Here is a 13,116-nt window from a genome sequence, read left to right as displayed (position 1 = left end):
ATCAGCGGTCCCGGTACCAATGCATGATGGCGGCCTCTTTCAGCATGGACTCTTCTTCTGGCCCCGGCAACCAGTTCTCGTGGCTGGCCGCCGCGTCGACCAGAAAGTCGATCCAGGGCAGATGACTGCGTAAAACCCGCTGGTGGCGATGAGGCACCAGCGGATTAAAAAAACCCTCCAGCCGCAACAATTGACGGGGACGCTTCCGAATCCAGCGCCAGGACCCCATCTCCAGGGTCAAAGGCAGAAACACACCCTCACTCGCCCGGTTTACCTGTTTGTAAAAGTAATCCCAAAGGTCGCCGTGGGTCAGATAGTGCGTCGACTGGGGCTCAAAACGGTAGGTGTGATTGGGGTACGCCTGTTCCCAAATGAGTTTCAGGGCCATGACAGATCCGATCCGGCGCATCGGTCGGCGCCGGTATGCATAGGGGAACCAAATCTGGTCCTGCCACCCGAATCCGGAATGGCAATCCAGCGCCAGACTGAACGGCCGGCCAGGCAACACATCGCGGATGACCGATTCTAGGGCCAGGTTTTCCGCTTCCATTCCCTGCTCAGGATCACCGGTATACCAAGGCAAACGGGATGACAATCTCTGGCCACCCAGTAAAAAAGCACTGCGATCCTGTGCGGTGATCGGAGCGTTCCGCATCAGGTCCACTCCATTGGGATTACTGCGTTGATTAAGGTACATACCTCCAGGGTTGAGAATAGGCAGGAGCGTGATACGTACCCGGGACAGCAGCGCTCTTACCCCATCGTCCCAGGCCAGCCGTGCCAGAAAGGAAGCCAGCCAGGCCATGACAACCTGGCTTCCTATCCGCTCCAGCCCATGCACGCCCCCGGTCAGTAAGATAACCGGCACATCTTTGCGCTCCGACCCCAGGTCCACACGATAGATCGGCAATTCCATATCCCGGACGGAGACCCTGGACACCACAGAACTGGTGACCGTCGCCGGCGCTTCCGCCAGGATTCTTTCCAGTTGTATCAACTCTGGCAGAAAGGTACGCAACAGCCGCTTTTGCCGACGATCCCGACTGGCCTGCTCAACCGGGATCACCGTGTGGGGGGTCAATGCTTTCAGTTCCGTCATGTCGGGCTCTCTGCTATAGGCTGCCCCCCAGTCTGCCCACAGAATGCTGCATTCCCTTGACAACAAAACCTGCCTTTGCAAAAGGTTTGCATAGGTATATTATGAATAATGCACTTATATGATAATAAGGGTGTGACCCCGCCCATGCTCAAGTACATGCTATTTGTCGCGGCTCTGTGCCTGACCGCCTGCTCCCCGGATGACTCGGCCAAACCGGAACACCCAGAAGCCAACGATCCCCCCCAGAGCCTCCTGCCGACACCAGGCGAACACAGGGTTATCCTCGCAGCTGACCCTTGGTGCCCTCACAACTGCGAGGCCGGTTCGGAAACAGAGGGTTACATGGTCGATATTGCCCGGGAGATTTTTGCGGAGGCAGGCTATCAGCTGGAGTACCGGAATTATGGCTGGGCCAGAACGCTGAACCTCGCCCGGGACAACCTGATTGACGGCATTATCGGGACTCTGAAAGGCGACGCGCTCGACTTCGTCTACCCCGAGCACGCCGTGGGGACCGCTCGTATCGCGTTGTACACTCACCCGGACAGCAAGTGGCACTATGAAGGCCTTGAGTCCCTGAGCGGCAAAACGTTACTGGTCATCAACGGCTATTCCTATTCGCCGGAATTGGACCGCTATATTGAGGACCACGCCGGGAACCCGGAACTGGTCTGGGTTATCTCTGGTGTGGCGCCATTGGGGAGAGCACTGAAACTGCTGGACCGGGAACGCACCGACGTGTTTGTCGAAGACCGCTCAGTCATGGACTGGTACCTCCGACACCATGCTGACGACAGCGCCCCCAGGTTAGCCGGAATGGCCTATACCGCACCGCTGTACATAGCATTTCCTGCAGTGAGCCCAAAATCAGAAGAGCTGACAGAACTCCTGGATGCCGGCCTGGCCAGATTAACAGACAATGGCCGGCTTGAAGCCATCATGGCGCCCTATGGGCTTTCTTTGTCGGATTGAATGGCTCTGATCACGTCCCCTGCGCTGGTTTCCAGCAACAATTCACCGCTACGCCCGATCCGGGCATCACGCACCTGTTCCAGCAACTCCAGAAAACGCCGTTCCTGGTTCATCAGTGGCGGTGCACAGGCCATCAGCGTCGTGGCCTGCTGGCTGAATGTCAGCCCCTCCCCCGTCAGGGTGTATCGCCCCGAATAATGATTACAGGATGCGCGACCAGCAACGCGGTTGTCGGCCAGGAATCTCAACGTCATTCTCGAACGATCAATAATCCCGAGACCAGCCAGGTCTTCAACAACCCACTCAGGCCCCCGGAACAACCGGTGACGGTCTCCCCCACAACCTTCAAAGGTCTCATTCCCCAGCGTCAGCCGCACCTGCGCCGGATATTGCGCGCCCACCATCAGGTCTTCACACAACTGATGGGCAACCCGCACCTCAATCGTCTCATCGCCCAGGGCCGCTTCGTAGACCCGGCCATGTCGATTAGCCACGGCTTGGCTCAGGCGTACGCCTTCAGACACCCGCTGGTCATAGGGACGGGTCAACGCCATCTCCCCGTTCTCAAGGAGAATTGACCAGAATGGCTCGGTTCCCATCGCTCGGAATGAGGATTCTATGGCTCCGGGTTCCAGGCACTCCGGCAGAGTTTCGCCTCTGAGCGTGAGCGTCGCTCGCTCACCCTTACTCCAGAACTGTGTTTCCGGATCGCCAGGTGCCACAAACAAAGCACCTGACGCACTTTTGGCTTCTTTGAGCAGAACCCGGCGGTTCAGGTATTCCAACCCGATCAGCCCATCGTCTTCTGAGCTTTTGACGGCCACATCTAACTGGCCACACTGGTAGCGACCAAAATCCGACAATCCGGTGTTCGCTGGGTCTGATGCACAAGCACTTACCAGGGCACCAGCCAGAGCCACGGCGGACACCGACAAAACACGTCGCAAAAACATGAACACATCCCCTGCTGTTCCACTCTACAGGCCGTCATTGTAGAGCTTCCAACCCGGATTCACCAAGGGCGTGACGGCGGCCAGACCATGAACAGGCCAGAGCACGCCGTCCACATACGACTACTGAGCCGGGTCCGAAGAGGGCGTTGCCAGAATGGTGATGCCGTCATCGGTTTCAAGCACCAGCTGGCCATCGGAAGTCACCTGATACCGGTGCACATCTCCCAACAGTTTCAGGAATCGGTCTTCCTGCTGCATCAGGGTACCCGGGCAGGCCATCCGTGTTGTGGCCATCTGGGAAAACGTCAGTTCCTCACCCTGCACATGCCAGCCGCCGTTATACCGGTTGCAGGAAGAAGACCCGAAAACTCGGCCTTCGTCTGTAAACCCGATCGTAACCTGACTTTCTGCCACCAGGGGTTCACCTGCAATCTCTTCTACCAGCCACTGGCTGCCGGCAAGGGACATTTGCCCATCCCCGCCCTGCTCCTGGCTGATAGAGCAGCCCCAGAGCGAGCCGGTAACCAGCAACATGGCAATAATATTCTTCGCGAGACTCATACAACCTCCTGAAAATTCGTGAGATGACCGTGATATTCTACGCTTACGGACCAATAATTTCGCTGACAGAAAAGTTATCTTGAGACACCAGGAGCGTCCCCCATGGCGATCACACTCTATCAGTTCTGCATCTCACACTACTGCGAAAAGGTCCGCTGGGCCCTGGACTACAAAGGCATTCAGTATCAAACGGTTAACCTGCTGCCCGGACAACACGTACAGCGAATCCGAAAACTGACAAGCGCGGAATCTTCCGTCCCGGTGCTGACGCACGATGGTGAGATTATCCAAGGTTCGTCGCTCATCCTTGATTACCTGGACAAAACGTTCCCAGAACGCCCCCTGATGCCAAAGGACCCAACCTTACAGTCAGAAATCGGGAACTGGGAGCAGAAACTCGATGAACAGGCCGGGCCTGCCCTACGTACCTGGATGTACCATTATTTTCTGCAGAGACCTAAAGTGGTCATACCTTTGCTTGCGGCAGGTACACCCTTCTACAACCGGATTCTGTTAAGCCTGGCCTTCAGCCGCGTCGATGAAATCATGCGCAAGTGGATGCAGATCAACCAGAAAACGGCGGATGCTTCGCAAACCACCCTCGAAGATTTGATATCAGAACTGTCAGCGCTCTATCAACAACGGCCGTTCCTTGTCGGCAACCAGTTTACCCGGGCCGACATCACTGCCTGCTCATTGCTTGCCCCACTCTTCCAGCCCTCGCAGTATCCGGTGCCATGGCCCAAACCGGCCAAAATTCCAAAACCGGTCCAATCCTGGCTCTCCCAACAACAGCCAACTCTTGAACCTTTAGCCACTGTGTACCAGCAAAACCGGTGACCCGCCCCGGTGTCGGAATAGGTCAGCACTGATGGCGCAATAGGACATCGTACCTGCGTTATTTCGTGCCATGATGCCCGGAACAATAAGAAAATCTGAGGGCGCCGATGATTCCTGCCGAAATGATACAGGCAATGCTGGAGGACAGTGGGCTCATCAGCCTGTGGCAAGCATTGCCACCCTGGCTGGCGCTTGATGAACGTCAGCTGATTTTTGTGATCGCCACGCCGATCTTTATTGCTGTAGCGCTCTGGGAGTACCTGAGAATACGGCATGATAACCGGCTGATGAATGTGCCTGAGGCTATGCGTAATTTTGCCCTTGGGGCAGGCTATCAGACAACGGAACTGCTGCTCGCAGGCCTGATCGCGTTCCCTGCCTACGCGCTCTGCTACCACTACCGGCTGCTGGATCTGGAGCTCAACTGGGCAACCGGATTTCTGACCTTTCTGGGGGTGGATTTCTGCTTTTACTGGATGCATCGGGTCAGCCATCGCATACGCTGGTTCTGGGCTGCACACGTCGTCCACCACTCGTCGGAACGCATGAATTTCTCAACCGCCATGCGCCAGAACGCCACGAACATTTTTAACGGCATGTGGATCTTTTACCTGCCCTTGGCCCTTATTGGCCTCAACCCGGTCTGGATTGGCGTCGCCTATGCGTTGTCACTGGTGTACCAGTTTTTCGTGCACACCACGCTGGTGGGTCGTCTCCCGGTGTTGGTGGAACTTGTTTTCAACACCCCAAGCCATCATCGCGTGCACCATGGGCGCAACCCGGAATATATTGATCGGAATTACGGGGGCACGCTGATTCTATGGGATCGCCTGTTCGGCACCTTCGCACCAGAGCTGGACAGTACCCCGGCCGAGTATGGAATTACCCGTCAGGTTCACTCCCGAAATCTGATCGTCCTCTGGACCCACGAATATGTGGATATGTTCCGCGACATGGCACACCCTGGCAGCTTATTGTCCCGCCTTCAGCACTTATGGAAGCCGCCGGAGTGGCAACGCCCGGCCCCCAAGACAAACCCAAAGGACACCGGCCAACATCATGACCGTACGCCCACTGACGCTGAACACACCTGACGGCCATACCATTAGCGGGCACGAGTTCCTGCCCGTTCAACCGAACGGCGCCCTGGTGATCAGCCATGGAATGGCCGAACATGAAGGCCGCTATCACCCTCTGGCCCGATGGCTGGCACAGGAACACCAGCTTCTGGTCATCACCTACAACCATCGGGGACATGGCTGTGCCGCCAGCCGCAAAGGCTGCTACGCCGACAAGGACGGCTGGAAGAAGGTTGTTTCCGACCTGTCCCAGGTCATTGAGCATGCCCGTGAACAAGCATCGGGGTTGCCCATCAACCTTCTCGGCCATAGCATGGGCTCTTTCATTGCACAGGGCTACGCTCAGCACCATGGTGATCGCCTTGACACGCTTATCCTGAGCGCCACCAACCGGATCAACCGCCTCCAACTCTGCTCCCTGAACCTTGTCAGTCGCATGCTCGCCCTGATTCAGGGCAAACACCGGCCCAGCCCCTTGCTCAACCAACTGACGTTTGCTCAGTTTAACCGGGCGTTTCGCCCCAATCGGACCCCTTGCGACTGGCTGAGCCGGGATCCGGAGCAGGTCGATCTCTATCTGTCCGATCCACTCTGCGGCTTCCCCTGTAGCGCAGGCTTATGGCAGGATTTCAGCGCAGGAATGCTTTCTCTGGCTCCCGAACTCTGGCGGCGCGACTTGCCGGTACATCTGTTTTCCGGCACTGAGGATGCTGTCGGGGAAATGGGCAAGGGGGTCCGGCAACATTTCCAGTCCATCCGAGAGGCTGGCGTGGAACAGGTGACCTTGAGATTGTTTCAGGGTGGACGACATGAGATGCTGAACGAAACCAATCGCAGCGATGTCTGGTCCTACCTTTCGGGATTATGCCGCATCCGATCCACTTCAGATTCAACCTGCAACGACATCCGCCATGACACACAATCCGCTTCCAGCTCCCCGGCTCAGGCTGAAGGCCGGTGATGACATCGCTTTCGGCCCGGGAAAAGCCCAACTGCTTGAACTGATTGATCAGCATCACTCAATTTCCGCCGCAGCCCGCGCCATGGGGCTCAGCTACCGCAGGGCCTGGCTTCTGGTAGAAACCATGAACCGGTGCGCCAGATCACCGCTGGTCGTCACCGCCACAGGCGGACGCAAGGGCGGGGGCGCCGAGCTATCGCCTTTGGGCCTGGAAGTTCTGACACAGTTCCGTCAACTGGAGCAGGAGATTCTTAACTCCCCCAGATTCCGTTCCCTGGCAGAACTGTTCCACCCAGCGTCTCCGGGAAACCAGTAACCACCTCAACAAACGAGGAAAAGGTTGCGTACCCTGCGGCGCAGCTCTAGTATTCGCCTATCGCTATATACCAATGGATATAAGGAAATACAGCATGACCTCAGGATTCACAACGTCAAAAGGCTGGCTGCTGGCAATACTGATCTCGCTGAGCCCAGCCCTGAGGGCCGGAGAGGTATCCGTGGCGGTTGCCGCAAACTTCACGGACACAACTCGCACGCTGGCCTCACACTTCGAACAGGAAACCGGCCACACGGTCTCCGCCAGCTTTGGCTCTACAGGAAAGCTCTACGCCCAGATCAAGAACGGGGCACCTTTTGACGTTTTCATGGCCGCCGACATTCGCCGGCCGGAACGCATCGAACAAGAAGGGGATGGGGTGGCTTCGTCCCGATTCACCTACGCCCGGGGGAAACTAGCGCTCTGGAGCCCCAAACCGGAAGCGTTCGATTCAGCACCTCACTATCTGACGGAACAAACGTTTGCACGACTGGCCATTGCCAACCCAAAAACTGCTCCGTACGGACTCGCCGCGCAACAAGCCCTTGAGCAGATGAATCTGTGGTCCTCACTTCAACCAAAGCTGGTGCGCGGAGACTCGATTGCACAGACCTTCCAGTTTGTTGCCAGCGGAAACGCTCAGGCCGGATTTGTTGCTCTGTCACAAGTCAAAGCCTGGCCGGAAGAGAAAGGTACCCTTTGGCCGGTCCCTCAAAATTACTATCAACCTATTGATCAGCAGGCCATTCTGCTTGACCGGGCAAGTAACAATGACGCAGCCAAAGCCTGGCTGGCGTTCCTGAAATCTCCGGCAGCCCTCAGTATTATTCAGGACTACGGGTACGATACGGTGGAGTGATGCTGGAAACATACTGGGACCCGGTCTGGCTGACCCTGAAACTGGCACTGCTGACGACCACCGTATTGCTGATGGTAGGGACGCCAATCGCGTGGTGGCTGGCGCGCTCCCGGCACTGGTCGCGTCAGCCCATTGCGGCGATGGTTGCATTGCCGCTGGTGCTGCCACCCACCGTACTAGGCTTCTATCTTTTGCTGGTACTCGGCCCGAACGGCTGGGTCGGTCAGTTGACCCAGTCGATGGGGCTGGGATTGCTGCCATTCACCTTCGAGGGACTCGTCGTGGCCTCGGTCCTCTACTCTTTGCCCTTCACCGTTCAGCCTCTGCAGAATGCCTTTGAGGCCATTAGCGAAGGGTTTCTGGAGGCCGCAGCAACCCTGAGGGCGGGTCCCGTGGACCGCTTTTTCTTCGTAGTGATCCCGCTGGCCCGTAACGGATTCATTACCGCCAGCGTGCTGACATTCGCTCACACCATTGGGGAGTTTGGCGTCATTCTGATGATCGGAGGCAATATTCCGGGCGAAACCAAGGTGCTGTCTGTCGCCATTTATGACCACGTGGAATCACTGGAATACACCCAGGCACACTGGCTATCCGCCGGAATGGTCGCGTTTTCCTTTATCGTCCTTGTGACCTTGTACGCTCTGAATGGACGAACCCGAATGGGGGCTTTCCGATGACCACTCCCAACATCCACGCCCGCTTTTCCTGCACATACCCCGACTTTAACCTGAATGTCGACGTGAGCATGCCAGGGTCAGGGATCACCGCGCTGTTTGGCGCGTCAGGATGCGGCAAAACCACGTTGCTGCGCTGCATGGCCGGGCTGCAGAAAACAGACGGACACCTGTCGGTTCTTGGTGACATCTGGCAGTCCGATACCCACTTCACGCCGGTCCACCAAAGACCCCTGGCCTACGTCTTTCAGGAAACCCACCTGTTCCCGCACTTATCCGTCCACAAAAACCTCACATTCGGGCAACGGCGGGTAGCCGACAGAGACCGTAAGATCACTATTGAGGAGGCGGTTTCCTGGCTGGGGTTAGAGTCTCTGATGGCTCGCATGCCTTCAGGGCTGTCCGGAGGAGAACGTCAACGGGTTGCCATCGCCAGAGCTCTCCTGACCAGCCCACGCCTGCTGCTGATGGATGAACCCCTGTCAGCGCTGGATCAGCCTTCAAAGCAGGACATTCTCCCCTATCTCGAGCGGCTTCGGGACCACCTTGCCATCCCCATCCTGTACGTCTCCCACTCTGTCAACGAAGTCGCCCGGCTGGCAAATCACATCGTAATGATGAAGCACGGCCGAATTGTTGCCCAGGGCCCACTTCAGGAGACTCTGGCACGGGTGGATCAACCGTTTCAGCTGGAAGATGAAGCCGGCATCATCGTTCAGGCAACTCTGGACGAAATTGACACCCGCTGGCACCTCGCACGCTTCAGGTTTGACGGAGGTGAGCTGTGGCTGCGGCAGGACGAGCGATTGAACGTCGGAGAAAAAGCACGCATTCAGGTTCTGGCACGAGATGTCAGCATTGCCCTGAGCCCGCACCGGGACCAGAGCATCCAGAACCTGCTTCAGGCTCAGGTGGATCAGGTTGAAACCGACGTGTCCCCTGGCACCACGCTGGTCCGCTTAATGGCTGGAAACACCCCGTTCCTGGCACGGCTTACCAGCCGGTCCGCGGCGCAGCTTGGCCTGGCTCCGGGGCAGTCTGTCTGGCTCCAGATCAAGTCAGTAGCTCTGGTCGACTGACCCTTTGGCCTGACTTCTGGCCCCTTTGGCCGCTGAGCCGGCCCAACGATATCGCTACTCTGACAACTTCCGCTAGCGACATGAAGGAAGTCATACTGTGAACACCAAGCGTGAGCACTGGGTAACCAGTGGAGACGTTACCCTCTATGCCGTGGCCGAGGGGCATCCAACGGCTACTCCCCTCGTCCTTGTGCATGGCTACCCAGACAATCATCACGTCTGGGATAAAGTCGCCGACAAGCTACGCAGGCAGTTCCTGGTGATTCGCTACGATGTCCGCGGCGCAGGCCAATCCGACAAACCACCCCGCACGAAAGACTACCTGCTCAACCTGCTGGCCAAGGATCTTGAGTCCGTGGTCAATGCCATCATCCCAGAGCAGGCTTTTCACCTGGCAGCCCATGACTGGGGCGCAGTCCAGAGCTGGGAGTCTGTGACCGACCCGCAATTACAAACGCGTATTCTGTCCTACACGTCGATTTCCGGCCCTTGCCTCGATCACGTCGGTTTCTGGATCCGCAATCAAATTCTCTCGCCAAACACGGGGGGAACCAACAAAGTTCTGCGTCAGCTGATCAGCTCCTGGTACATCGCCCTGTTCCAGGTTCCGGTACTGCCAGAACTCGCCTGGAAAGCGGGACTGGACAGGCTGTGGCCCAACTATCTGAAAACGAAAGAGCAGGTACGCGATGCCCGGTTCAGCACTTTTCAGAAGTCTGATGGCCTGCATGGCATCAAACTCTACCGCGCAAATTTTCTGCCTAGGTTGCTGCGCCCTCGAGCCCGGCGCACTCACTGCCCCGTTCAGGTCATCATCCCAACCCGGGATGCCTACGTTGGAGCTCAACTCACTGACGAGGCTGTGCGCTGGACAGGCAAGCTGACTTTACAGAAACTGGATGCTCCCCACTGGGCCGTACTCACCATGCCCGACGCCATCTGTCAGTTGGTGTCAACGTTCATTGCTGCAAACGACCGGCGTTCCTGACTCACAGAAAACACAAACAACAAGGGCGCCTCTCGGCGCCCTTGTTGTATCAAGCAGGATGCAAGTATCAGGCTTTCTTGCGACGGAAGGCCAGGCCGGTCAGACCCAGACCCAGCAATGCCAGTGTGCCAGGCTCCGGTACAGAAACCGGTGGCTGACCGGTGATTTCCTCAACCTTGGTATCGACAAACGATGCAGTAAAGGAATCCGCGTTGCTGCCTCCAGCCCGCAGGATATTCAGGTTCCAGGCAGCACCGCCCGAATCCAGAGCCAGATCCACGTAGTCGCTGGATGTGGTGCCATAGCCACTGCCAATGTTCCCCGCACCCTCACACTTGGTAAAGCTACCAGAGCCATCGGCCAAAAAGCCATTATCTTCACTGTCAACACCAATAGCATTGGTTGAAGAAGCACCACAGCCAAAGTTGTTGTTAACCACCACGTTCAGCAGCGCATTCACACTGCCCAAACCAGCCAACAGTCGGGATTTGCTCAAATCACCGTTAGTATTATCGCGATCCTCATCGGTAACCAGCACGAAGTTGACAGCCGCATCAGAACGGTAGCTCAGATTGTTCAGCGCCCAATCCAGCGCACTCCAGCCGTCTTCCGTGCCCCCATTCAGAACGAGCGAGGACGTTGCCGCTGCAAAATCCGTTGAACTGCCCCATTCCTGAGTACCCGCCGTCGCGCTGTCCATATCGTGGGCGTGGGGGTCCAGATGCCCTGAATAGGAAGCACCACCAAACCCGACCAGCGAATAACGGTTACTAACAGAGGCACCAACACCTTCTCCGACCAGACCATTTTCGAGACTGGCAATCATATTGCTCAGCCAGGAGTGCTCGCCTCCCATGGAGCCGGACTCATCCACCAGAAACACAACGTCTGCAGTAATTGGTGCCGCAACAGCAGCGGAACTCATCAAAGCGGCAGCAGCGAATCCTGCAGTACCGGCCATCCATTTTTTGTTCATGGCTAAAACTCCTTTTAGGGTCAATGTGTGTGACACCAACCTCCAAGCGCAATCCCTGCCAAGACCATGAAAAATATTAATTTTCAATAAATTACAAAAAACCCATCATGAGAAAAAAACGGAACCGTAAAACATCTCGACATACCGAAATGGAAGGCACAACCGAATGGAAGGTGATAACGACAAGCCTGTCGCACTTGGAAGGGCGAATGCCTGCGACAACTGAGGCAGGCACCAGAAGGGATTCGGGAACTTAAGGGAAAGGAATGTCAGCGTGTACCGTAAACCACCATGGTTTTTCCTTTAACCCTGACAAGACCTTGATCTTCAAGAGTTTTAAGGACTCTCCCCACCATTTCACGGGAGCAGCCCACAATCCGACCAATTTCCTGACGGGTGATCTTGATCTGCATACCATCCGGGTGCGTCATCGCATCCGGCTCTTTACACAGATCCAGCAAGGTACGGGCAACACGACCGGTAACGTCCAGAAAAGCCAGGTCACCCACCTTTCGGGTAGTCTGACGGAGGCGAGAGGCCATCTGCTCGCCGATAAAATACAGCACCCTCGGATCCTGCTGGGCAATTTCCCGGAACTTGGTGTAGCTGATCTCAGCCACCTCGCACTCGGTTTTGGCTTTGACCCAGGCACTCCGGGAATCCATGTTATCAAACAGGCCCATCTCACCGAAAAAATCACCGGCATTCAGGTAAGCCATGATCATCTCGCGACCGTCATCGTCTTCAATAATGACAGTGACCGACCCCTTGACGATGTAGAACAGCGAATCGCTTTTATCACCGGCATAGATGATAGTACTTTTGGCTGGGTAACGCCGACGATGGCATTGGGAAAGAAAATAATCCAGGTGTTTGGTCTTCTGCTCAACCGGCTTGACAATGGTAGCCATAATGCGAGACGTGCCTCCTCAAAGTCTGGCGTTTCCTAATCGTTTTTATATCCCCGCCTGTCCCTGCGGGTTAAGGGATTTGCTGATATGCCACGCAACTTATAACAAGAAGGTTACTTTTCAGCAACTCGAAACGGGATACAGGATGTATCCGAAGGGCAATACCGCTTTGGTCGCAGTTGCATCATGCCGCCCCTGAGCAACTGTGTTAGCATCCGCCAGACTTACGGTAAACACCATCACAAGAACGCACCACGAACCAGCCACAGGAAAACGCCCATGAAAGCAACCATTAACTGGACCGGCAACGCCAGCTTCAAAGCAACCAGCGGCAGCGGCCACAGCGTGCAGTTAGATGGTCCTCCGGATCGCGGCGGTGAAAATCTCGGCCCCCGCCCCATGGAAATGCTACTGATGGGCATTGGCGGCTGTTCCTCTTTTGATGTGGTGAGCATCCTCGAGAAAAGCCGACAAGAGGTGACCGACTGCCGTTGCCATCTTGAAGCAGAACGAGCCGACGAAGTGCCATCGGTGTTCACTCGCATTCACCTGCACTTCGTGGTGACAGGACACAACCTCAAAGAAAAGCAGGTGGCACGGGCGGTCAGCCTGTCGGCAGAGAAATATTGTTCGGCCTCAATCATGCTCGGCAAAGCCGGGGTCGAGATCACTCACAGCTTCGAAATTCAGGCCGCTGAATAGACGCTCTGGACTCTCCGACGGGGCGACCAGACCGACGATTATCTCAACGTTGAAAAATGTCATTGCAGATACTATTCAACGACACCTGCGGTATGCATAATACGCAACTTTCTCCGCCGGTCTGCGCAAAAGGTGAACAGTCA

Annotated in this window: 15 protein-coding genes; 10 read left to right on the top strand and 5 right to left on the bottom strand. The window is 56.3% G+C overall.

Translation table 11 applies throughout. The features are described 5' to 3' along the window. Position 1 precedes the first annotated feature (1 nt). Positions 2–1,099, bottom strand: a complete 1,098-nt coding sequence (locus K325_RS0112855; protein ID WP_029654677.1) for a M14 family zinc carboxypeptidase — start codon at positions 1,097–1,099, stop codon at positions 2–4. Positions 1,100–1,207: 108 nt separating this feature from the next. Here K325_RS0112855 and K325_RS0112850 point away from each other — a divergent pair, with 108 nt between their 5' ends. Continuing rightward, complete coding sequence (locus tag K325_RS0112850; RefSeq protein ID WP_228128451.1) at positions 1,208–2,071, top strand: substrate-binding periplasmic protein; 864 nt, start codon at positions 1,208–1,210, stop codon at positions 2,069–2,071. Here the strand turns inward: K325_RS0112850 and K325_RS0112845 are convergent. Beyond that, positions 2,047–3,024 (bottom strand): META domain-containing protein, encoded by a 978-nt coding sequence (locus K325_RS0112845; protein ID WP_029654675.1) that lies wholly within the window; start codon positions 3,022–3,024, stop codon positions 2,047–2,049. The two genes, K325_RS0112850 and K325_RS0112845, sit on opposite strands and share 25 nt — an antisense overlap. Before the next feature lie 120 nt (positions 3,025–3,144). Then, positions 3,145–3,585, bottom strand: coding sequence for an META domain-containing protein (locus K325_RS0112840; RefSeq protein WP_029654674.1), 441 nt, complete (start codon positions 3,583–3,585; stop codon positions 3,145–3,147). 102 nt (positions 3,586–3,687) lie between these two features. On the opposite strand from K325_RS0112840, the gene K325_RS0112835 reads away from it, so the two are divergent. The 8 genes from K325_RS0112835 to K325_RS0112800 all read left to right on the top strand — a co-directional run bounded on the left by K325_RS0112835 (position 3,688) and on the right by K325_RS0112800 (position 10,384). Beyond that, entirely contained in the window at positions 3,688–4,425 is a 738-nt protein-coding gene (locus K325_RS0112835) for a glutathione S-transferase family protein (RefSeq protein ID WP_029654673.1), read from the top strand. 107 nt (positions 4,426–4,532) lie between these two features. Then, positions 4,533–5,519 carry a sterol desaturase family protein gene (locus K325_RS0112830; protein ID WP_029654672.1) on the top strand — a complete coding sequence of 329 codons (987 nt, stop codon included), beginning with the start codon at positions 4,533–4,535 and terminating at the stop codon, positions 5,517–5,519. Next, positions 5,485–6,465: an alpha/beta fold hydrolase gene (locus tag K325_RS0112825; RefSeq protein ID WP_051146645.1), complete on the top strand. Its 981-nt coding sequence runs from the start codon at positions 5,485–5,487 to the stop codon at positions 6,463–6,465. The genes K325_RS0112830 and K325_RS0112825 overlap by 35 nt, the downstream gene beginning before the upstream one ends. Continuing rightward, on the top strand, positions 6,416–6,781 hold the full coding sequence (locus tag K325_RS0112820) for a winged helix-turn-helix domain-containing protein (RefSeq protein WP_051146644.1): 366 nt from the start codon (positions 6,416–6,418) through the stop codon (positions 6,779–6,781). Before K325_RS0112825 ends, K325_RS0112820 begins: the two co-directional genes overlap by 50 nt. A gap of 94 nt (positions 6,782–6,875) precedes the next feature. After that, positions 6,876–7,640, top strand: a complete 765-nt coding sequence (gene modA / locus K325_RS0112815; protein WP_029654669.1) for a molybdate ABC transporter substrate-binding protein — start codon at positions 6,876–6,878, stop codon at positions 7,638–7,640. Beyond that, positions 7,640–8,320 (top strand): molybdate ABC transporter permease subunit, encoded by a 681-nt coding sequence (gene modB, locus K325_RS0112810; protein ID WP_029654668.1) that lies wholly within the window; start codon positions 7,640–7,642, stop codon positions 8,318–8,320. Before modA ends, modB begins: the two co-directional genes overlap by 1 nt. Beyond that, positions 8,317–9,396 carry a molybdenum ABC transporter ATP-binding protein gene (modC, locus tag K325_RS0112805; RefSeq protein WP_029654667.1) on the top strand — a complete coding sequence of 360 codons (1,080 nt, stop codon included), beginning with the start codon at positions 8,317–8,319 and terminating at the stop codon, positions 9,394–9,396. Before modB ends, modC begins: the two co-directional genes overlap by 4 nt. 97 nt (positions 9,397–9,493) lie before the next feature. Beyond that, positions 9,494–10,384 carry an alpha/beta fold hydrolase gene (locus K325_RS0112800; RefSeq protein WP_029654666.1) on the top strand — a complete coding sequence of 297 codons (891 nt, stop codon included), beginning with the start codon at positions 9,494–9,496 and terminating at the stop codon, positions 10,382–10,384. 67 nt (positions 10,385–10,451) lie between these two features. On the opposite strand, the gene K325_RS0112795 is transcribed toward K325_RS0112800, so the two are convergent. Together K325_RS0112795 and crp are read right to left on the bottom strand one after the other, a co-directional pair. Next, entirely contained in the window at positions 10,452–11,360 is a 909-nt protein-coding gene (locus tag K325_RS0112795) for a PEP-CTERM sorting domain-containing protein (RefSeq protein ID WP_029654665.1), read from the bottom strand. Between the two features lie 269 nt (positions 11,361–11,629). Next, complete coding sequence (crp, locus tag K325_RS0112790) at positions 11,630–12,271, bottom strand: cAMP-activated global transcriptional regulator CRP (RefSeq protein WP_007153756.1); 642 nt, start codon at positions 12,269–12,271, stop codon at positions 11,630–11,632. A 279-nt stretch (positions 12,272–12,550) separates the two neighbouring features. Here crp and K325_RS0112785 point away from each other — a divergent pair, with 279 nt between their 5' ends. Next, complete coding sequence (locus tag K325_RS0112785; protein WP_029654664.1) at positions 12,551–12,973, top strand: OsmC family protein; 423 nt, start codon at positions 12,551–12,553, stop codon at positions 12,971–12,973. Positions 12,974–13,116: the final 143 nt, after the last annotated feature.

Origin of the sequence: Marinobacter daepoensis DSM 16072, from assembly GCF_000421165.1 — a bacterium.
GTDB lineage: Bacteria > Pseudomonadota > Gammaproteobacteria > Pseudomonadales > Oleiphilaceae > Marinobacter > Marinobacter daepoensis.
The sequence above is the reverse complement of the archived record's forward strand: the minus strand, read 5'-3'. Positions and strand labels throughout refer to the sequence as shown.